Below are 19,293 nucleotides of genomic sequence, written 5' to 3'. Positions count from 1 at the left end.
CCCAAGCAACAGGATTTCAAAACGGGCCGCGGGATTGCACAATCCTGTCTGGTTGCGCTAAATCCCTGGCATCCAGGGATGAGGGATCTTCATGAAACATGTCTATGTCGCGCTTTTGTGCGCAGCCTTCGCCGCGCCCGTTTCCGCGCAGGAAATCAAGATCGGCTATGCCTTGGCCGAGGACAGCCATTACGGCGCGGGCGCCAAGGCCTTCGAGGAATCCCTTAAGAAATCCCTGGGCGAGCAGTTCACCTTCCGGCATTTCCCCTCGTCCGGCCTGGGCGGCGAACGCGAGGTGCTGGAAGGGCTGCAACTGGGCACGGTGGAAATGACCATCGCGTCCGACGGCACGCTGACCAATTTCGTTCCCGAAGTGGGCGTTCTGGGCATTCCTTTCCTGCTGCGCGACAAGGATCACGCCCGCAAGGTCCTGGACGGAGAGATCGGCGAGGAGATGCTGGCCAAGTTCGAGGACGCGGGCCTGCACGCCCTGGCCTGGGGCGAACAAGGGTTCCGCCACATCACCAGCAATCGCGGCGCCATCCAGGCGCCTGCCGACCTGGACGGGCTGAAGATCCGCATGATGGAAAACCCGGTCCATATCGAGGCCTTCCGCGCCCTTGGCGCCGCCCCCACGCCGATGGCCTGGCCCGAGGTGATCGGCGCATTGCAGCAGGGCGCCATCGACGGGCAGGAAAACCCGCTGTCGGTGATCGTCTCGGCCAAGCTGAACGAGGTGCAGGAATACCTGACGCTGGACGGCCATGTCTATTCGTCCACCATCATCCTGGTTTCCCCGTCGCTCTGGGGCCAGTTGGACGACACCCAGAAGGCCGCCTTCGAAAAGGCCGCCGACGATGCGGTCGTGGCGATGCGCGCCTTTGTCGACGAAGTGGACGCTTCGGGGGTCGAGGCGATGAAGGCTGCCGGGATGGAGGTCAACGAGCTGACCCCCGAACAGAAGGCAGCCTTCCGCGATGCCCTGGCCGAACCCTACAAGGCCTACGAGGCGCAGTTCGGCGCCGACCTGATGGCACGGATCCAGGCGGTCGAATAAGCCCATGGCCCGGATCGAGCGCGCCTTTGTCGCCCTGAACGGGGCGATCCTTGTGCTGGTCCTGATGGGCATGGCGCTGATCCTGGGGTGGAACGTCGCCGGTCGCTATCTGACCGGCAACTCGCTGACCTGGGCTGACGAGGTGGCGCGCTATTCGATGATCTGGCTGACCTTCCTGGGCAGCGGCCTGGCCCTGCGCGAAGGCGCGCACGCGGCCATCACCAATGCCCAGGATGCCCTGCCGACTGGCGGACAGCGGGCCTTGCGCGCGCTGATCCTGGTCGTGCTGTTTTCCTTCTTCGCCTTCATGGTCTGGGTCGGCGTCGACTACATGAACCGGATGGCGGTCCAGAGATCGGCGGCGCTGCGCGTGCCGATGAAATGGATCTATGCGGCGATGCCGGTCGGTTTCGCGCTGATGATCGTCCATCTGGCCCTGATCGCGCCCCGCTATTGGCGGGCGGGCCTTCAGCAATCGGACGAGGCCGCCCTTGGTTGAGGTTCTGGGCATCGCCTTCCTGGTGCTGATGGTCATGGGCGTGCCCATCGCCTTTGCGCTTGCGATGGCGACATTCTCGGCGGTGGCGCTGTCGGGGCGCTATCCCATGGTGGTCGTCGTCAAGGAAATGTTCACCGGCCTTGACAGCTTTCCGCTGCTGGCGGTGCCCTTCTTCATCCTCGCGGCCGAGATCATGTCCACCGGCGCCATCTCGCGGATGCTGCTGCGGTTCGCGGCGCAGTTCGTGGGCCATCTGCGCGGGGGCCTGGGCTATGCCAATATCCTGTCCGGCACGCTGTTCGCGGGGATCTCGGGCTCGGCCCTGGCCTCGGCCGCGGGGCCCGGCGCGATGATGTCGCGGATGATGGAGCGCAGCGGCTATGCCAAGCCCTATGCCGGGGCGCTGACGATTTCGGTTGCGGTGATCGATCCGATCATCCCGCCCTCGATCACGATGATCATCTATGCGCTGCAGGACCGCAATGTCTCGGTTGGCTCGCTGTTCATGGCCGGGATCCTGCCCGGCCTGCTGATCGCGGCGCTGCTGGCGGGCGTCAACTGGTGGATCAGCCGCAAGCGCGGCTATCGCAGCGGCGATCCCCGCCCGCCCGCTGCGCAAATGGTCCGCAACAGCATCGCTGCCCTGCCCGCGCTTCTGCTGATCGTGCTGATCGTCGGCGGCATCCGGGGCGGGCTTTTCACCCCGACCGAGGCATCGGTCGTCGCCGTCTTCTATGCCATCGTCGTCAGCGCCGTCGTGTATCGCGGGTTCTCCTGGGCGGATCTGTGGGGCGCGTTCCTGCGATCCGCGATCATGTCGGTGGCGGTGCTGATGATCCTGGCCGCAGCCCGCGCCTTCGCCTGGGTGCTGATCATCGAGGGCGTGCCGCAGGCCATGGCCGATGCGGTGATTGCCATGGATCTGTCGCCCCTGGCCTTCCTGCTGATGGTGAACCTGCTGCTGCTGGTCTTCGGGATGTTCATGGACCCCCTGCCCGGCGTGATGATCCTGGTGCCGATCCTGGCGCCCATCGCCCACAGCCTGGGGATCGCCGCCGATCATTTCGCCATCGTGGTCATCGTGAACCTGACCTTCGGCCTGATGACGCCGCCGGTGGGAAGCCTGATCTTCGTTGTGGCGTCTGCCACCAAGCAGCGCCCCTCGGCCCTGATCCGCGAGTTGCCGCCCTTCTTCCTGGCCGCCCTGGCCGCGCTGATGATCCTGACCTTCGTGCCGGGGCTATCGACCTGGCTGCCCCGGCTCAGCGGCTTCGCGCCCTAGACCACCATGGCCTTGATCGCCGCGACATGATCCGGTGCCGCCGACAGCGCGTCGCCTGCCAGGGCGCGGGCCGCGTCCATCAGATCAGTCGGCGGGACAATGCGGTCGATCAGTCCCCATGAAAGCGCCTCGGGCGCCTCGATCCGCTGGCCCGCCATCAGGATCATCTTCGCCCGCGCCGGTCCGACCAGCCGCGCCAGCCGGAAGGGATCCGAGCGCTGCGGCAAAAAGCCCAGTCGCATCACCGGATAAAAGAACCGCGCCTCGGGGACCGCGATGCGCAGGTCGCAGGCCAGCGCCATGCCGAAGGCCCCGCCCGCCAGCGTGCCATTCAAGGCGGCAATCGTCAGGCAGGACAGGCTGGCGACGCGGCCCGACAGCCGTTCCCATTCCGGCGACAGCGCAAGCCCGACCTTCGCTTCGTCCAGGTCGGCCCCGGCCGAGAAGACCCGTCCCGTTGCGGTCAGCACCGCCGCCCGGCAGCCCGTCGCGGCGATCCGGTCGAAGGCGTCGGTCAGGTCGCGCAGCATCCCGGCCGTCAGGGAATTGGCCTTGTCCGGCCGGTCGATGGTGACGATGGCAAGGCCGTCTTCGGTCACGGAATGGATCACGCGATTGCTCCCTTGGAGTCCGGGGGACACTGTGCCACAAATCCCACAAGCAATGTTTTTCCGAAAGGTCTTTGGCATGGTCCGCCCCCTTGCAACCTCCGCCCTGGCGCTGATCCTTGGCGCGGCCCCCGTCCTGGCCGAGGTCACCCCCGCGCAGGTCTGGGAAAATCTGCAGAAATACAGCACCGACTATGGCTATGTCGTTTCCGGCAATGTCGATGACGCGGGCGGCACGCTGACCGTGACCGACGCGGTCTTCTCGATGACGAACGAAGACGGCAAGACCTCGCTGACCTTTCCGCAGATGACCTTCCAGGAAACCGGCGACGCCAAGGTCCGCGTCGTGGTCGAGGGCGACGTGGCGGTAGACAGCCGCTTCTCGGTCCCCGCCCCAGCCGAGGCCGAGGACATGGCCGAGGGCACGGATCCCGCGCCGGAAGCCGCGCCGGAAGCCGAAGCCCCGGAGATGGTGGAAATGGCGGTGACCGGGACGATCAAGGTGCCGGGCAACGAGATGGTCGTCTCGGGCACGCCCGAGGACATGCTTTACGAATATACCTATCCAACGCTGGCCTTCGACTTCTCGTTGCCGGCGGAACCGGGGCAGGACGCGACGATCCCCGTGACCGGGACGATCACCGACCTGGCTGGATCGCAGCGCAATGCCCAGGCCGATGGCGGCACGAACACGACCTATGACCTGACGGCCGCGCGGGCCGAGGTGCAGGTCGCGGCCACCATGCCCGCCGACGAGGCCGGTGCGGGCGGTGGCACCATGGATTTCCAGATTGCGCTGAACAACCTGGCCAGCCAGGGCAGCGGCAAGACCCCCGGCCAGACCTTCGACCTGGGCACCCAAATGGCCGAGGCCTTGGCTGCCGGGCTGACGCTGGACACCACCCTGACCTATGAAAGCCTTGAAGGCCGATTCGATGTCACGGGCAAGGATGAAACCGGCCAGGACCAGACCGGCCAGGGCAGCTTCGCCACCGGCGCCAGCGACCTTAGCTTCAGCCTGTCCGGCCAAGGGATGGGCTACAAGGCCAGCAGCGCGGATGCCATGGCCGAGATGACGCTGGGCACCCTGCCCTTCCCCATCAGCTATGCGGTCGAGCAAATCTCGGCCGAGTTGCAGATCCCGGTGACAAAGGGCGACAGCGCCCAGCCGTTCAAGCTGGCCTATGCCCTGGAAGGCCTGACCTTCGCAGACGCGATCTGGAACCTGTTCGATCCCCAGAACCAGTTGCCGCGCGATCCGGCCAGCCTGACGGTCGATCTGTCCGGCGACGCGGTGCTGAACCAGGATCTGTTCGACCAGACCCAGCCGCAGTTGCAGACGGACGAGAACGGGATGCCCGTCGAACAGACGCCCTTCGCCCCGCGGAACCTGGCGGTCAACCGGGTCGCGCTTGATGCGGTGGGCGCCAAGGCCGAGATCACCGGATCGCTGGCCTTCGGCGACAATCCCAACGAGCCGGTCGGCACCCTGAACGGCACCTTCCAAGGTGTGAACGGGCTGATGGACAAGGTCGTCGCCATGGGCCTGGTCCCCGAGGAACAGATGATGGGAATGCGCATGATGCTGGCGATGTTCGCCAAGCCCGCCGAGGGCAATCCCGACCAGCTGACCTCGGAAATCGAGTTCCGCGAAGGCGGGCAGATCTTCGCCAACGGCCAGCAGGTCAAGTAAGGCCGGCCCAATTGGCCTTGGCCGGGGCCACGGTCCCGGCCTTTTTCATTCGCAGGCAAGGAGAACAGCCGATGTCACCCGTGGATTTGCAGTCGCTGGCCGAACAGCTGGTCGATGCGGCGCGGCGCGCGGGAGCGGACGGGGCCGACGCGCTGACCAGCAGCGGCCAGTCGATCAGCATCGACATGCGCGGCGGCACGCTGGAACAGGCCGACCGGGCCGAAGGGGTCGAGATCGGCCTGCGCGTTCTGGTCGGCGGGCGGCAGGCCTGCGTTTCGGCATCCGACCACAGCACCGCCACCATTGCGAACATGGCCGAACGTGCCGTCGCCATGGCCCGGGAAGCCCCGGTGGACGACATGCTGGGCCTGGCCGATCCCGACCAGCTTGCCCGGCAGCGTGACGCGAACGGGCTGCAGATCGCCGACGACCGGCCCGATCCGTCGCCCGACCACCTCCAGGACCTGGCGCTGCGGGCCGAGGCTGCGGCGCGCGATGTGCCGGGCATCTCGCAGGTGGAATCGGCCAATGCGGGCTTCAGCCGGCGCCAGTTGTGGCTTGCTGCTTCGAACGGGTTTTCGGGCGGCTATGCGCGCACGACCCATGCCATCTCGGCCGTCGCCATCACCGGCGAGGGGCTGGGGATGGAACGCGACTATGCCGGCGAATCCCGCGTCTGGCCCGAGGATCTGCCCGCCCCCGAGGAGATCGGCCGCCTGGCCGCCGAACGCACGCTGGCCCGCGCGGGATCGCGTAAGCCGCCGACCGGGGCCTTCCCGATCCTGTACGACCGACGCGTCGCGTCGTCCCTGATCGGCCACCTGCTGTCTGCGGTGAACGGCAGCGCCGTCGCGCGCGGGGCAAGCTGGCTGCGCAATGACCTGGGCCAGCCGGTCCTGCCCGAGGGGTTCGACCTGACCGAGGACCCGCTGCGGCCGCGCTATCCCTCATCCCGCCCCTTCGATGCCGAAGGGCTGGCGACGCAGCGGCGCGACATCGTCAAGGGCGGGGTGCTGCAAGGCTGGACGCTGGATCTGGCGACGGGGCGCAAACTGGGAATGGACAGCACCGCATCTGCCGCCCGGGGCATGTCCTCGGCCCCATCGCCCACCAACAGCAATGTCATCCTGACCCAGGGCGAGGTGACGCAGGACGACCTGATCGCCCAGATGGGGACGGGGCTGGTCGTCACCTCGATGCTGGGGGCGTCGATCAACGGGACGACGGGGGATTATTCGCGCGGGGCGGCCGGGTTCTGGGTCGAGGGTGGCCGCATCGCCTATCCGGTCAACGAATGCACCATCGCCGGCAATCTGCGCGACATGCTGATGACGCTGCAAGCCGCGAACGACGCCCTGCCCTGGCGCGCGGTCGAGGTGCCAAGCCTTCTGGTGGGGGGAATGACCGTTGCGGGGGCCTGACGAGGATCTGGCCCTTTTAGCCGAGGCCGCCCGGAAGGTGGGCCCCATCGCCCTGTCCTTCTGGAAAGCCGAGCCCCAGGCTTGGGAAAAACCCGACGACGCCGGTCCCGTGACCGAGGCGGATCTGGCCGTCAACGATGCCCTTCACAGCACGCTGATGGGTGCCCGGCCCGGCTATGGCTGGCTGTCCGAGGAAAGCGAGGCGGACGCATCCCGCCTGGACGCCCGGCGCTGCTTCATCATCGACCCGATCGACGGCACCCGCGCCTTTATCGCAGGCCAGGCCGGTTTCGCCCATTCGCTTGCCGTGGCCGAAGGCGACCGGATCATCGCCGCGGTGGTGCATCTGCCCGCCATGGACCTGACCTTCACCGCCCATGCCGATGGCCCCGCGCTGCTCAATGGCCAGCCGATCCGGCCAAGCGGCGCCGGGATCGGCGGCGCTCGCGTGCTGACCTACAAGTCCGCGACAGATCCCGAGCATTGGAAAGGCGGACGGGTGCCCCCTTTCCGCCGCGAGTTCCGCCCGTCCTTGGCTTGGCGGCTGTGCCTTGTGGCCGAGGGGCGTTTCGACGCGGCCCTGTCGGTGCGCCATGTCTGGGAATGGGACATCGCCGCGGGCAGCCTGATCGCGGAACGCGCGGGCGCCATTGCCACGGACCGGCACGGGCAGCCGATGCGCTTCAACAGCCCGCGCGCCATGATAGACGGCATGGTCGTCGCCGGGCCACGGCTGCACCGGGACATGCGCGTGGCGATGACATAGGGCGCGCCATGCCGGGGATGATCCCTGGGATGCGCCAAATTGCTGATCGAATAAACGAACCGGCAGGCCCATCGGCGTCGCGTCCTGAACCGCCCTGCAGTGATTCGCCGGTTTGGCAGAACGACTGCCAGAGCCATTCCACAGGGTCGCCAACACCGACCATCCGGACAATTTTCCGAAAAACCCATGTCTTTCGTCCATTATTCACGCGGCGGGGTGATCTGCGGGCCGATTTTTCACGTCGGATTCACGGCCCCAGGGGATAAGGTCAGTATTGAAAGCGATGATCGGTCGCACGGGGTGACGCCTCGCTTGGCAGAAGCAGGAGGGATAACGGACATGCCGGGTGACACAATGCGGAATTTCAATGACGTAATCGCCGCACTTCAGCTTTTGGGTGGTGGGCCGGGGGGTGTGCAGAATGTGCCGGTTCCCGCCACGAAAGACCTGCTGGCGGCAATCTCGGGGCGGTTGGGCTTCGGTGCTCCTCTCACCGATGACGATCGCCCGACCTGGGCCGCGTTCCGGCGGCTCGAGCAGGAGAACCAGCTTCTGATCGATCGGATCGAGATGCTGGCCTGCGCCCTTGGTGCCTGCCCGAATTGCTGGGGCAGGATCGAGGATTGCGAGGACTGCGGAGGCATCGGGCGTCCCGGTGCCTTCGCACCCGACCGGGGATGCTTCGACCAGTTCGTGCTGCCGGTCATCGTCCGCGTCATGGGTCGTTCCGACCTGGACGAGGATTCCTTGTCCGATCCCGGCGATTACCGGGACAAGGGCAGCCCGCCAAGTGCATCTGTTTGACCAGTAGCTTTTGTTGCCTGCGGGGTTTTCTGGCGGATGGTTTCGGCCATCCGCCATCTTGTTTCGTCAGAACAAGGGATCAAGGGCAAAGGGATCGGCGGGGGCCGTGGTGGCGATGGTGCGGCCCGGCCCCGAAAGGGTCGCGATCTGCTGGGCCAGCAGCGCGATCGCCGATGACGCGGCCGCAGCCGATGCCGCAGGCCCCGTGCTGCCCATCGGCACCGCGATGTCGAAGCTGCGGGCATGGTTTGCGCCGTTGCTACCCTCGTCCGCGACAAAATAGCGGCCCTGCAGGCGATAGATGCCGTTGGCCTGGGCCAGGGCCCGTTCGACCCGCACCTCCAGCACGCGCTGCGGCGGCTCGGCCAGGGGCCAGGGCTCGCTGATGACGGTCGCGCCAGAGGCATCCGAGATGGCGCGGGCCAGCGACATGGTAAAGGCCCGCTGCGGATTGTCGGCCCAAAGGTTGTCGGGATTGGACCTGACAGCGCCATCTTCGGTCTGGAAGGCCACTTCCTGCCCCGAGGCATATTCCGGCAGCGACACGTCCTTCAGTTCCGCGCTTCCCAGACGATTGGGCACCTGCCCCCCCGTCACCGGCGGATCGATGATATAGCGCGCCGTATCCTCGGGGTCGGAGCAGGCGGACAGCCCCAGGAAACCAAGGCACGCGGCGGCAAGGGGCAGGCGGTGGGTCATGTCATCGTCCCAGGATAAAGGCACGGGGGTTGCGTTCGATCAGGCGGGCCAGCGATCCGAAAGCCTCGGTCGCACGGCGCAGTTCGCGCAGCATGTTGACGGCCTCGGTGTTGAAGGCCGAACGGTCGCCATAGGAAGCCAGAACCGAATCCGCCCTTGCGGCCGTCGCTTCCAGCCGCTGGATCAGTTGCGGCAGCCGCTGGACCGATGTGGCGATCTCGTCCGCCGCCGTGCTGGCGCTGTCCAGCGCGTCGTTCAGGCTGCCTGCCGCATCGCCGTCGCGCAGGTCGTTCAAGAGGCCGGACGCCGCTTCCAGCGTTTCCGACAGGTTGCGGGGCAGCTGCTCGGCATCCTCGCTGCCCAGCATGGCGCGCAGGTCGGCCAGGATGCCTTCGGCCTGGGCGCTGATCTCGGCGAAGCCGAACTCTTCCACGGCGGCGGCGGCGGCGTCGATCTGGTCCACCATCTCGGGCACGTCGGCTGCGGCAAGCCTGACGGCTTCGGCCGCGGCGGCGGCTTCCTCGACAAGGCGGGCAAGGTTCTGGGCGGTGCCGCCTTCGCGCAGGTCGCGTGCCATGCCGCCGATATCGGTGGCGGCATTGCGGGTCTGGTCCAGGGTCTGGCGCAGGCTTTCGGGGATCGCGCGGGTATCTTCGGAACTGGCAAGGGCCGTGATGCTGTTCATCATGTCCGTCGCCGATTGCAGCACGTCTTCCAGCGGCAGGTTGCCGATGCGCGACAGGAACCCTTGGGCGCTTGCGCTGAAATCATCCAGGTCGCCGGGGACCGAAGGAATGATCGCGTTCGGCTGGGCATCGGTGTTGATCCTCGCCGGTTCAGCGCCTGGGATTTCCACAAGCTCGACCATCAGCGAGGTTCCAAGGAAACCGGCACTGGCGACGCGGGCGCGCAGGCCGTCTTCTACGGCTTCCTGCAGGAAGGCTAGGGCATCCTCGGGCGTGGCATCCTCGGGCAGGCCCAGACGCGCGGGCGAGATCGCCATGGTCACGACCTGCCTGATCTCCCCTCTCGGTTCGTCCAGCGAAACGGCCAGATCCGTGACCTGGCCCACACGCAGGCCCTGGAACTGCACGTCGGCGCCCTTCGCCAGCCCGCGCAGGGAATCGTCGATCAGCATGGCCAGGCGCAGCGGTTCGGCATTGTCGCTGGCCAGGATGTCGTTGCGCGCAGTCTCCTCGTCGGGCTGCAGCGTATAGACATGGCCACGTTCGACAGGCCGACCGCCGCTGATCAAGGTGTCAAAGGCCACCCCGCCCTGCAGGACCGAGGACAGGGAATTGACGTTGAAGGACACGCCCGACGCCCCCAGCGACAGCGAAAAACCCGAGGTGTCCCAGAACACGGTCGAGGTCGTCAGCCGCTTGTCATGGGGCGCCTCGATAAAGGCGTCGGCGATGACCTGGTCTTCGGTATCGGCCAGGCGGATATTCTCCATCCGTCCGACCTGGACCCCGCGGTACAGGACGGGCGCGCCTTCGGTGATGCCGTCGGCGTTCTCCATGGCCAGGGTGACCAGCGTGCCAGGCGTATCCTCGCGGATCAGCGGCGGGCGGTCCTGGCCGACGAAGCGGTTCTGTTCGGCCGAGATGCTGGCATCCCAATAGCCTTCGATGAAGGCGCCGGTCAGCACGGTGTCAAGGCGGGTCACGCCCTGAGCCGAAACCTGCGGCCGGACTATCCAGAACGAGGCTTCGCTGTCGATATAGGGCGCCACGTCCTTGTCGACCCGGATGCTGACGACAACGCGGGACAGATCCGGGGTGAAGCTGACCGATTCCACCTGCCCCACGGTGATCTCGCGAAAGCGCAAGGTGGTTTCGCCAGGCGTCACGCCGGTCGCGTCCGCGAACTCGACCTCGATCACGGCGCCGCGGCTGGAATAGGCGTTCCATGCGATGCCCAGAGTTACGATCAGGGCGATGATGGGCACAAGCCAGATCACGTTGATCCCGGCCTGCGCGGCGCGCGCGGCCGTGTTGCGCACGGGGCTTGCCGGTCTCGGCGGCGGCGGCGTGTCGGTCATTGCGGTATCAGTCCTGCCCCTCGATCCCTGTCCGGTTCCGCAGCGGCAGGCCGCGCCAGATCAGTCTTGGATCGAAGCTTTGCGCGGAAAGCATGGTGAAGGCAACCGACAGCGCAAAGGACACGGCAGCGGGTCCGGGATGAACCGATGCGACAAAGCCAAGCTGCACAAGCGCCGACAGGATCGCCACCACGAAGACGTCGATCATCGACCAGCGGCCGATGAATTCCACCACTTCATAGATCTTCAGCCTTGTATGGGCCTGTTCGACCGTGGCCGGGCGCCCGGCAACGGTCGCAAGCCAGGCGATCGCCAGGAACTTGGCCACCGGCACGATGACCGATGCGACGAAGACGATGATGGCGATGTCATAGTTGCCATAGTGCATCAGCTCGACCACGCCTTCCAGGATCGTGGCCTCGGAACTGCCTTGCAGACCGGCAAAGGTCTGGGTGCGCATCATCGGGAACAGGTTCGCGGGGACATACATGACCAGGCCCGCGATCCACCAGGCCCAGACCTTTTGCAGCCCGCGCCGGTCGGGCGGCACCAGATCGGCGCCGCAACGGTCGCAGGTTTCCTGATCCTCGGGCCAGACCCTGCCGCAGGACCGGCAGCCCAGCAATCCCGCGCGATGGGCGGTCATGATCGGCCCGTCGTGGCCTTCCATGTTCATCATGCGCGGCCTTTGGCCATTTCGCGACCGTCTGTCTTCATGCCCGCATCCTCGATCGCGTCCCAGATGGTCGTCTGGCACATGAACCCGCGCGAGGCGAAATTGACCAGGATCAGCGCGCAGAAGGCCCAGAAGGCCGGACCCAGATGAACCGTGGCGATGCCCGCCACCTTGACCAGGGCCACGGCGGTGCCGATCACGAAGATTTCGGCCATGGACCAGGGGCGCAGCAGTTCCGACCAGCGAAAGGCCCGGGCCGCGTGACGATAAGGCGCCCGCCCCTGCGCCAGCGGGGACAGGGTATAGACCAGCAGAAAGGCCCGCAGCACGGGCAGGCCCACGATCATCGCCATCACCGCCAGCACCAGCGGCAGCAGGACCCCGTCGGCGAAGGCCATGCCCACCCCGAACAGCGAGGTGGCATTGCCAAAGCCCATGCGCGAGATTTCCAGGAACGGAAAGAAGATGGCGCCCATCATAAGGACGACCGTGGTGAAGGACAGCGCGATCAACTGGATGAAGGCGCCACCGCGGGGCTTCGCCAGAACGCCGCCGCAGCGGACGCAGCGAGCCGTTTCGCCCGGCTCCAGTTCCTCCTCGATGTGCAGCGCGTCGCAGCGCGGACAGGCCATCAGGCCCCTGCCGGTCGTCAGGTCAAAGGTTTCGGGCGCGTCCATGCCTGACAAGATAATATCCCAGCCTGCCTGCGCAAGCCTTCAGTGCCGCGCCCCTGCCCGCGCGGCCGAGGTCAGGACCACATTCCGTCCTTCGGGCGTCATGTTTCCGCTCTCGACCGCGAATTCCAGTCGCAGCACGAAGCTGTTGTCCCGGATGCCGGTGGTGGATTGCCCTTCGAGCTGGGTCGTGAAGGCCTCGATCAATTGGCTGCCAAGGCCGGTGCCGCCGGATTGGTCGGTCTGGTCGATGGAGTTGGCAATTTCGAGGACGCCGCGCCCAGGTTCGGGCGAGGTCAGGCTGATCCTGACCCACGGCCCTTCCTCGCCCGAGGAGGTGCCTGCGTATTTCAGGGCATTGGTGAAGGCCTCGGTCGCCAGCAGGGACAAGGGGACCGCCTGGTCGGGCAGCAGGATCAGGGTCTCGATATTCATCTGGATCCGCAGGTTGCCGCCCGGCGGCACCGAGGCGCTGACCATCTGGTTGATGATGTCGCGGATCAACTGACCCGCCTCGACCGCGTCCAGATGCTCGGCCTGGTAAAGGTTGCGGTAGATCGTGGCAAGCGCCGCCACCCGGTCCTGGACCGACCGCAGCACGCGCCTTGCATCGGGATCGTCGATCACCCGGCTTTGCATGTTGATGATCGAGGCGATCAGTTGCAGGTTGTTCTTGACCCGGTGATGGACCTCTTTCAGCAGGACGGTCTTTTCGGCGACAGCCTCTTCCATCTGTTCCTCATCCCGGATCAGGATCCGTGCCATGTTGTGAAAGGTCTGGCTGACATCGCAGATCTCGGCCGGCGCGTCCGAGAGGACGGGCGGAGGCTCGGACCGGTTGCCGATGGCAAAGCGGCGCATCTGGCCGCGCAGCACGGTGATGTGGCGCAGCACCATGCGGAACACCGCGAAATAGGCCACGGCAAGGGACACGATCCACAAGGCCATGGGAATCGTCACCGCGCCGAGGCGGGAAATCTGGAACAGTCCGACGCTGGCCGTCTTGGGAGACCAGCTTCCCAGGGCATAGACCAGCCCCGGCACCGCAGGCACCACCGTGAACATGCGCGTCTGCCCGTTGCCCGCCCGCGCCTTGAAGGTCGTCTCGGACCGGGACAGCAGATCGACCAGGTTCATGTTCCGCGGCAGGATATCCTCGGTCGATGTCTGGGCATCCGTGTCCGAGGTCAGGATCTCTCCTCGGTGGTTGAAGGACACGATCCGCGCGCCGTCGGTCCCGAAGGTCAGGTTATGGGTGGACCGCAGCAGTTCGGTCGTCAGCGACAAGCTGATATAGCCCAGCATCTCGCGGTTGCGATACAGGGGCTGCATGACCACCACGATCGGCCGCTGGATCACCGGGCCGCTGTCCAGCGAAGTGACAAGCGTCCCCGGCTCGGCCATGAAACGTTGGTATCCCTCCGAGCCGGTGAAATCGACAGGATCGCTGCGCCCCGAGGAATTGCAGGTGCTGATCCCGTCCAGGGGCACGAAGCCCGCAAAGACATAGGTCGCGCTTCGTTCGATGAAGTTGCGCATCAGGTCGGCGCAGACCCCAGGCCGGTCCAGCGAATCCAGCACGGCGGGACCAAGCGCATCCGCAGAACCAAGGGCGCTTTGCAGAAGCGCGCGTTCCCCCGCCGCGGCCGAGGATGTCCGGCCCAGAAGCGCAAGCTCGACCCCCCGTTCGGCTTCCCGGACCAGGTTGAAGTTCTGGATTAGGGAAATCAGACCCAAGGGCAGGATGGCGACCGACAACAAGGCGCCCAGCCGGAATCCCAGCTTGCGCGTGAAGTCCAGCCGATCGCTGATCCGCCGGAGCACCGGCCCGCCTTATCGGGCGATGGTGTGGCTGGACGCCATGACGGCCAAGGTCGCCTGATCGGTCATGTCCAGATCCTCACCGTTTTCCATGTGCAGCAGTTCGGCCAGCTTGCGGCGGCCCCGGTTGGCCCGCGACTTGACGGTGCCGATCGCCACGCCGGTCATGTCGGCCGCTTCCTCGTAGGAAAAGCCCGACGCGCCGACTAGGATAAGCGCTTCGCGCTGTTCGTCAGGCAATTGCTGGAAGGCCACCCGGAAATCCTTGAGCGCCAGTCGCCCGTCATGATCGGGCCGGGTCGCCTGCCGGGCTGCGTGAATGCCGTCGGTGTCGCTGACCTCGCGCTTGGTCTTGCGGCGGGCGGAATAGAAGGTGTTGCGCAGAATGGTGAACAGCCAGGCCCGCAGATTGGTGCCTGCCTGGAACTTGTCCATGTTCGTCCATGCCTTGACGATGGTGTCCTGCACCAGGTCGTCGGCAGCAGCCCCTTCGCGGGTCAGCGACAAGGCAAAGGCGCGCAGGGCGGGCAGATGATCCACCAACTGGTCGCGCGGATCCGTCGTCGCGGATGTCTTCATTCTGTCACCGTCCACCGTCGCATGTCGTCGCTTTTTGAAATAGGTCACTTCTGCTCGCGCAGTTGTTCGAGAAGAGCGAGAAAGCGATCGGGAATGTTTTCGCTTGTGTCCTGTTCAAAGGCGCGACGCAAATTTTCGTCGATCTGTTTCTCGACTGCCGCCTTGCGGCGGTCATCCCGCTTCGGTGTCATGTTTTTGTTAGTCCCGGTAATCTTGTGCGCACGCTGACCAACCTGTAGGGGTTAGCACAGGTTCCGCACAATATGTGAAATTCGAAGGATGTGAAACATGTCGTCTGCCGACCTCGCCCAGTCCATTGGGCGCGAACTGCCCTATCTGCGGCGTTACGCGCGTGCGCTGACCGGCAGCCAGCGTGCTGGTGACAACTATGCCGCAGCCACGCTGGAGGCCATCCTGTCCGATCGTTCCGTGCTGGAAGCCGAGGACGATACCCGCATCGGCCTGTTCCGGACCTTCCACGCGATCTGGCAAAGCTCGGGCCAGCCGGTCGAGGAGGGCGAGCGGACGGCGCGCGAATCGCGGGCGCAGGACCACCTGCGCAACCTGACCGCCAATTCCCGCGAAGCGCTGCTTTTGCGCACGATCGAGGAATTGCGCTATGACCAGATCGCCCGCGTGATGCAGATCGACCAGGCCGAGGCCGAGGAACTGGTCCAGATCGCCCTGAACGAGATGAGCGTGACGCTGCGCGGCAAGGTCATGGTGATCGAGGACGAGATGATCATCGCCATGGACCTGAAAGGCATCGTCCAGGCGATGGGTCACGAGGTCACGGGCGTCGCCCGCACCCATACCGCCGCGATCGAGCTTGCGGGCCAGGGCCGTCCCGACCTGATCCTGGCCGACATCCAGCTGGCCGACGGCTCCTCGGGCATCGAGGCCGTGAACGAGCTTTTGCGCGACATGGGCGACATTCCCGTGATCTTCATCACGGCCTTCCCGGAACGGCTGCTGACGGGCGAGCGGCCCGAGCCGGCCTTCCTGATCTCGAAGCCCTATACCGAGGAACAGGTCCGCTCGGCAGTCAGCCAGGCGATGTTCTTTTCGTCGACCGAAGGGCTGGACGCCGCCTGAGGCCATCCGGCCAGCAGACAAGGGGGCGGCGGATCATTCCGCCGCCTTTTTCACATCCGCCACCAGGGATGCGCGGGCCTCGCGGGCGGCGCGGACGCGGCGGCGGCGGGCCAGTTCGACATTGATCAGCGCCCCCAGCAGGACCGAAAACCCGGCCAGATAGAACCACATCAGCAGCGCGACCACGGTGCCGATGGACCCGTAGATGCGGTTGTAGCTGTTGAAGCTGCTGAGATAGGCCGAAAATGCCACCGAGGCGAGCGCCCAGAGAAGGGCCGCGAAGAAGGCCCCCCAGGTGAAGATCGGGGTGCGGGGCGTCTTCACGTTGGGGCCGTAGCGGTAAAGGATGCCGATCCCCAGGATCACCAGCAGGAACATCGCCCCCCAAGGCAGGCCGGCGACCAGCCACCCGCGCACCTGGTCGAAGACCTGGAAGTTCAGCAGAACCGGCACGATCACGATGGTCGCAAGCCCTGCCAGCGAAATGCCGACAATGGCCAGCGTCAGGGCATAGGCCAGGACGAAGCTGAAGATCGTGGAATGGCCCCTGACGCCATAGGCGGCGTTCAGGCCCCCCACGACCGCCTCGACCCCCGCGCGGGCGGCGATGGTCGCCACCATGAAGGACAGGAACGATGCCCAGCCGACCGACGTCCGCCCGGTCGAGGCCAGCGACATGATCTGCGCGTCGATCAGATCGGCGGCGTCCTCGGGCAGGAACTCGTGGGCCACGTCAAGATAGGTCATGACCACGGCAGGGTCGAACCACAGGCTCCACAGCGCCATGATCGCGGCAAGGCCGGGAAAGACGGCGAACATGGCGTAGAAGGCCACGCCCGCTGCGATCAGGCCCATGTGGATCTTGTCCATCCGTTCGAAGACGGCCGAGATGAAGGCCCAGATTTCGCGCAGGATGGTCAGCATCGGCACCTATGCCCTTGGTGATCGGTCCGATCTTATGGCGTCATTGGCCGGGTGATCTGTCAACCACGATACCGTGCCCAGACCGCGCTTTCCCCCATTCGTGCGACAAATTCGGCATGGGCGGCAGCTTCGGCCGCCGTCAGGCGGGGCGGCAGGGGCACAGGGCGGGGATGGCGCGGCCCCCCGTTGCCCTGCTGTCCGACGACGGCTCCGCCCCGCGCGGGCTGGTCCAGCACCAGGTCCGGCTGCCTGCCGCCGATCAGTTCCAGATAAACCTCGGCCAGAAGTTCGCTGTCCAGAAGCGCGCCGTGCAACTGCCGGTTCGAGTTGTCGATGCCAAAGCGGCGGCACAGCGCGTCCAGCGAGGCGGGGGCGCCGGGAAACTTCTCGCGCGCAAGGGCCAGGGTATCCAGCGCACGGGACCAGGGCAGGGCGGGCCGCCCGAGGCGGCGCAATTCGGCATTCAGGAACTTCATGTCGAAGCTGGCATTGTGGATCACCAGGCGGGCGTCGTCGCCGATGAAGTCGATGAAGCCCTGAACAATGTCCGCGAATCTCGGCTTGTCGCGCAGGAAGTCGTCGCCCAGGCCATGCACCTCGAAGGCATCCTTGGGCATGGGGCGTTCGGGGTTGATATAGACATGGAAGGTCCGCCCGGTCGGCAGGTGGTTCAGCAGTTCGATCCCGCCGATCTCGACGATGCGGTCGTCCTTGTCGGCATCGAAACCCGTGGTTTCGGTATCCATCACGATTTCACGCACGGGCGGCAATCTCCTTCACGATATCTTCCACGGCCTGGCGCGCGGCGCCGGGACTGTCGGTCGGGATGATCCAGTCGGCACGCGCCCGCTTTTCCGCATCGGGCATCTGCCGCGACAGGATCAGCGCCAGAAGATCCTGGGTCATGCCCGGCCGCGCCATCACCCGCTGCCGCTGGATCGCCGCATCGGTCGAGACGACGGCCACGCCATTCATCCAGGCCTCATAGCCGTTTTCGTAAAGCAACGGAATATCCAGGACCACCAGTACGGCATCGGGGTGGCGGGCGATGAAGTCCTCTCGATCGGCTGCGACAAGGGGATGGACGATGGCCGACAGCCGGTCCAGCGCACCCGGATCGTCGGCGATCAGGGTCTTGAGCGCCCCGCGGTCGATACCTCCCTCTCGCAACGCGCCGGGAAAGGCGGCGGCCACCGGCCCGACACCCGCACCGCCCGGCGTGTAAAGACGATGAACGGCCTGGTCGGCATCCCAGACAGGATGGCCCAGGTCGCGGAAGATTTGCGCGGTGGTGGACTTGCCCATGCCGATGCTGCCGGTCAGGCCCAGCAGGAAGGTCATTCCAGAACGACCCTGCGGGTCTCGTCGTCGACTTCGGGACGGTGCCCGAACCAGCGTTCGAAACCCGGCGCGGCCTGGTGCAGCAGCATCCCCAGCCCATCCACCACCCGGCAGCCGCGGGCCTGCGCGTCCAACAGGAAGGGCGTCATGAGGGGCGTGTAGACCAGATCGGTCACAAGTGCGTCGGGCGACAGCGCATCCAGCGGCAGGCGCAGGGGCTGCTTACCCTCCATACCCAGCGAGGTCGCATTCACGACCGTGGTGGCGCCTTCCAGCATGTTGCCCGCCTGCGCCCAGTCATAAACGACCAGCCGTGCGCCGAATTCCGCCTTGATCTGTTCGGACCGGATGCGGGTGCGGTTTGTGATCCGCAATTCCTTGACGCCGCTGTCCAAAAGCGATGCGACCACCGCCCGCGCGGCCCCGCCCGCACCGATTATCGCCGCCGGTCCTGCCTCGGGCTGCCAGCCCGGTGCGTTCTGGCGCAGATTGGCGATAAAGCCGTAGCCGTCGGTATTGTCGGCATGGATCTTTCCATCGGGGCGGAAGATCAGCGTGTTCGCAGCCCCGATCAGCGCCGCGCGATCGGTAACGGCATCGGCCAGCGTCAGAACGGCCTCCTTGTGCGGGAGCGTCACGTTGATGCCGACAAAGCCCAGGCGGGGCAGGGCGCGCAATGCCTCGGCCAGATGCTCGGGCATGACGGGCATGGGAATGTAATGACCTTTGATGCCATAGCGCCGCAACCAGTGGCCGTGCAGCCGCGGAGACCGGGAATGCGCGACGGGCATCCCGATCACTCCGGCAAGCGGAACATGGGCAGGACGGCTGGGCTGGTCGTCGATCATGGTGGCATCCCTTGGCTTGCCATCAGCCTAAGCCCATGAGGGGACGAAAAAAAGCGTCGTTTTGCAAAGCCCTGCCGGGTGTGGCCGTCCTGCTTGTGGATAAGATCCGGGGGGAATCGGGTCGAATCATGGGGGTGGGTGGAAGATTTGCGTCACACCCCGGATTCCGGCCCGGAACATCCCTTGAACGGCTGCGGGACACACACAGGTGGATAACTTCCGGGGTCCGGATCGTGCATCTGTGGAGAAAGCGTCGTCGGCACTGGTCTCCACAGATTTATCCACATACCAAGTTGTTGTATTCTCTACGTTTTTATTCATAGGCCATGCACTTTACAGAATATATCCACAAGCGTCGCTTCCGGGGAAAAGGCTTGGGATTTTCCCTTTATCCTTTTCTCCACAGGGCCTACATCAACATCATCCTTTATCTTTTCCTTATATTTAAGAAGAAGCACGGCG

20 protein-coding genes are annotated in these 19,293 nt (G+C 65.6%); 8 read left to right on the top strand and 12 right to left on the bottom strand.

Features of this window, described 5'->3' with window-relative positions:
- Positions 1 to 91 precede the first annotated feature (91 nt).
- The 3 genes from FIU66_RS00100 to FIU66_RS00090 are packed head-to-tail and all read left to right on the top strand — an operon-like array spanning position 92 to position 2,838.
- Positions 92 to 1,057 (top strand): TRAP transporter substrate-binding protein, encoded by a 966-nt coding sequence (locus FIU66_RS00100; RefSeq protein WP_167620795.1) that lies wholly within the window; start codon positions 92 to 94, stop codon positions 1,055 to 1,057.
- A 4-nt stretch (positions 1,058 to 1,061) separates the two neighbouring features.
- Complete coding sequence (locus FIU66_RS00095) at positions 1,062 to 1,556, top strand: TRAP transporter small permease (protein ID WP_167620794.1); 495 nt, start codon at positions 1,062 to 1,064, stop codon at positions 1,554 to 1,556.
- Complete coding sequence (locus FIU66_RS00090) at positions 1,549 to 2,838, top strand: TRAP transporter large permease (protein ID WP_167620793.1); 1,290 nt, start codon at positions 1,549 to 1,551, stop codon at positions 2,836 to 2,838. Before FIU66_RS00095 ends, FIU66_RS00090 begins: the two co-directional genes overlap by 8 nt.
- On the opposite strand, the gene FIU66_RS00085 is transcribed toward FIU66_RS00090, so the two are convergent.
- Positions 2,835 to 3,449, bottom strand: a complete 615-nt coding sequence (locus tag FIU66_RS00085; protein ID WP_370528925.1) for an enoyl-CoA hydratase/isomerase family protein — start codon at positions 3,447 to 3,449, stop codon at positions 2,835 to 2,837. The two genes, FIU66_RS00090 and FIU66_RS00085, sit on opposite strands and share 4 nt — an antisense overlap.
- 76 nt (positions 3,450 to 3,525) lie before the next feature.
- On the opposite strand from FIU66_RS00085, the gene FIU66_RS00080 reads away from it, so the two are divergent.
- The 4 genes from FIU66_RS00080 to FIU66_RS00065 all read left to right on the top strand — a co-directional run bounded on the left by FIU66_RS00080 (position 3,526) and on the right by FIU66_RS00065 (position 8,130).
- Entirely contained in the window at positions 3,526 to 5,139 is a 1,614-nt protein-coding gene (locus FIU66_RS00080; protein WP_167620791.1) for a DUF2125 domain-containing protein, read from the top strand.
- Positions 5,140 to 5,210: 71 nt separating this feature from the next.
- A complete protein-coding gene (locus FIU66_RS00075) occupies positions 5,211 to 6,560 on the top strand; it encodes a TldD/PmbA family protein (protein WP_167620790.1) in 1,350 nt (449 codons plus the stop codon).
- On the top strand, positions 6,547 to 7,326 hold the full coding sequence (locus tag FIU66_RS00070) for a 3'(2'),5'-bisphosphate nucleotidase CysQ (protein ID WP_167620789.1): 780 nt from the start codon (positions 6,547 to 6,549) through the stop codon (positions 7,324 to 7,326). Before FIU66_RS00075 ends, FIU66_RS00070 begins: the two co-directional genes overlap by 14 nt.
- 339 nt (positions 7,327 to 7,665) lie before the next feature.
- Positions 7,666 to 8,130: a hypothetical protein gene (locus FIU66_RS00065; protein ID WP_167620788.1), complete on the top strand. Its 465-nt coding sequence runs from the start codon at positions 7,666 to 7,668 to the stop codon at positions 8,128 to 8,130.
- 66 nt (positions 8,131 to 8,196) lie between these two features.
- Here FIU66_RS00065 and FIU66_RS00060 read toward each other — a convergent pair whose 3' ends face one another.
- Genes FIU66_RS00060 through FIU66_RS00030 form a run of 7 tightly spaced genes read right to left on the bottom strand, consistent with a single transcriptional unit; the run spans position 8,197 to position 14,814 of the window.
- A complete protein-coding gene (locus FIU66_RS00060) occupies positions 8,197 to 8,829 on the bottom strand; it encodes a membrane integrity-associated transporter subunit PqiC (protein WP_167620787.1) in 633 nt (210 codons plus the stop codon).
- Position 8,830: 1 nt separating this feature from the next.
- Complete coding sequence (locus FIU66_RS00055; RefSeq protein WP_167620786.1) at positions 8,831 to 10,873, bottom strand: intermembrane transport protein PqiB; 2,043 nt, start codon at positions 10,871 to 10,873, stop codon at positions 8,831 to 8,833.
- A gap of 7 nt (positions 10,874 to 10,880) precedes the next feature.
- Entirely contained in the window at positions 10,881 to 11,543 is a 663-nt protein-coding gene (locus FIU66_RS00050; protein WP_167623326.1) for a paraquat-inducible protein A, read from the bottom strand.
- Between the two features lie 5 nt (positions 11,544 to 11,548).
- Positions 11,549 to 12,226 (bottom strand): paraquat-inducible protein A, encoded by a 678-nt coding sequence (locus tag FIU66_RS00045; RefSeq protein ID WP_167620785.1) that lies wholly within the window; start codon positions 12,224 to 12,226, stop codon positions 11,549 to 11,551.
- 39 nt (positions 12,227 to 12,265) lie between these two features.
- Positions 12,266 to 14,047: a sensor histidine kinase gene (locus FIU66_RS00040; protein ID WP_167620784.1), complete on the bottom strand. Its 1,782-nt coding sequence runs from the start codon at positions 14,045 to 14,047 to the stop codon at positions 12,266 to 12,268.
- Between the two features lie 9 nt (positions 14,048 to 14,056).
- Entirely contained in the window at positions 14,057 to 14,623 is a 567-nt protein-coding gene (locus FIU66_RS00035) for an RNA polymerase sigma factor (protein WP_167620783.1), read from the bottom strand.
- Positions 14,624 to 14,667: 44 nt separating this feature from the next.
- Positions 14,668 to 14,814, bottom strand: coding sequence for a NepR family anti-sigma factor (locus FIU66_RS00030; protein ID WP_167620782.1), 147 nt, complete (start codon positions 14,812 to 14,814; stop codon positions 14,668 to 14,670).
- A gap of 97 nt (positions 14,815 to 14,911) precedes the next feature.
- Here FIU66_RS00030 and FIU66_RS00025 point away from each other — a divergent pair, with 97 nt between their 5' ends.
- Positions 14,912 to 15,718, top strand: a complete 807-nt coding sequence (locus FIU66_RS00025) for a response regulator (protein WP_167620781.1) — start codon at positions 14,912 to 14,914, stop codon at positions 15,716 to 15,718.
- A gap of 33 nt (positions 15,719 to 15,751) precedes the next feature.
- Here FIU66_RS00025 and FIU66_RS00020 read toward each other — a convergent pair whose 3' ends face one another.
- Genes FIU66_RS00020 through FIU66_RS00005 form a run of 4 tightly spaced genes read right to left on the bottom strand, consistent with a single transcriptional unit; the run spans position 15,752 to position 18,831 of the window.
- Positions 15,752 to 16,642 (bottom strand): YihY/virulence factor BrkB family protein, encoded by an 891-nt coding sequence (locus FIU66_RS00020; protein WP_167623325.1) that lies wholly within the window; start codon positions 16,640 to 16,642, stop codon positions 15,752 to 15,754.
- A gap of 59 nt (positions 16,643 to 16,701) precedes the next feature.
- On the bottom strand, positions 16,702 to 17,403 hold the full coding sequence (gene dnaQ / locus FIU66_RS00015; protein WP_167620780.1) for a DNA polymerase III subunit epsilon: 702 nt from the start codon (positions 17,401 to 17,403) through the stop codon (positions 16,702 to 16,704).
- Positions 17,396 to 17,983: a dephospho-CoA kinase gene (gene coaE / locus FIU66_RS00010; protein WP_167620779.1), complete on the bottom strand. Its 588-nt coding sequence runs from the start codon at positions 17,981 to 17,983 to the stop codon at positions 17,396 to 17,398. Before coaE ends, dnaQ begins: the two co-directional genes overlap by 8 nt.
- Positions 17,980 to 18,831, bottom strand: a complete 852-nt coding sequence (locus FIU66_RS00005) for a shikimate dehydrogenase (protein WP_167620778.1) — start codon at positions 18,829 to 18,831, stop codon at positions 17,980 to 17,982. Before FIU66_RS00005 ends, coaE begins: the two co-directional genes overlap by 4 nt.
- Between the last annotated feature and the right edge of the window lie 462 nt (positions 18,832 to 19,293).

It is taken from the genome of Paracoccus sp. AK26, assembly GCF_011801365.1.
GTDB classification, from domain to species: Bacteria; Pseudomonadota; Alphaproteobacteria; order Rhodobacterales; family Rhodobacteraceae; genus Paracoccus; species Paracoccus aerius.
Note: the sequence above shows the minus strand (reverse complement) of the source record. Positions and strands in the feature narration are given on the sequence as shown.

Coding starts and splice junctions, on each gene's coding strand:
- FIU66_RS00020 (WP_167623325.1), bottom strand. CDS start 16,642: ATGCTGACCATCCTGCGCGAAATCTGGGCCTTCATCTCGGCCGTCTTC.
- FIU66_RS00060 (WP_167620787.1), bottom strand. CDS start 8,829: ATGACCCACCGCCTGCCCCTTGCCGCCGCGTGCCTTGGTTTCCTGGGG.
- FIU66_RS00100 (WP_167620795.1), top strand. CDS start 92: ATGAAACATGTCTATGTCGCGCTTTTGTGCGCAGCCTTCGCCGCGCCC.
- FIU66_RS00080 (WP_167620791.1), top strand. CDS start 3,526: ATGGTCCGCCCCCTTGCAACCTCCGCCCTGGCGCTGATCCTTGGCGCG.
- FIU66_RS00030 (WP_167620782.1), bottom strand. CDS start 14,814: ATGACACCGAAGCGGGATGACCGCCGCAAGGCGGCAGTCGAGAAACAG.
- FIU66_RS00075 (WP_167620790.1), top strand. CDS start 5,211: ATGTCACCCGTGGATTTGCAGTCGCTGGCCGAACAGCTGGTCGATGCG.
- FIU66_RS00095 (WP_167620794.1), top strand. CDS start 1,062: ATGGCCCGGATCGAGCGCGCCTTTGTCGCCCTGAACGGGGCGATCCTT.
- FIU66_RS00065 (WP_167620788.1), top strand. CDS start 7,666: ATGCCGGGTGACACAATGCGGAATTTCAATGACGTAATCGCCGCACTT.
- FIU66_RS00055 (WP_167620786.1), bottom strand. CDS start 10,873: ATGACCGACACGCCGCCGCCGCCGAGACCGGCAAGCCCCGTGCGCAAC.
- FIU66_RS00005 (WP_167620778.1), bottom strand. CDS start 18,831: ATGATCGACGACCAGCCCAGCCGTCCTGCCCATGTTCCGCTTGCCGGA.
- coaE (WP_167620779.1), bottom strand. CDS start 17,983: ATGACCTTCCTGCTGGGCCTGACCGGCAGCATCGGCATGGGCAAGTCC.
- FIU66_RS00045 (WP_167620785.1), bottom strand. CDS start 12,226: ATGGACGCGCCCGAAACCTTTGACCTGACGACCGGCAGGGGCCTGATG.
- FIU66_RS00025 (WP_167620781.1), top strand. CDS start 14,912: ATGTCGTCTGCCGACCTCGCCCAGTCCATTGGGCGCGAACTGCCCTAT.
- FIU66_RS00050 (WP_167623326.1), bottom strand. CDS start 11,543: ATGGAAGGCCACGACGGGCCGATCATGACCGCCCATCGCGCGGGATTG.
- FIU66_RS00035 (WP_167620783.1), bottom strand. CDS start 14,623: ATGAAGACATCCGCGACGACGGATCCGCGCGACCAGTTGGTGGATCAT.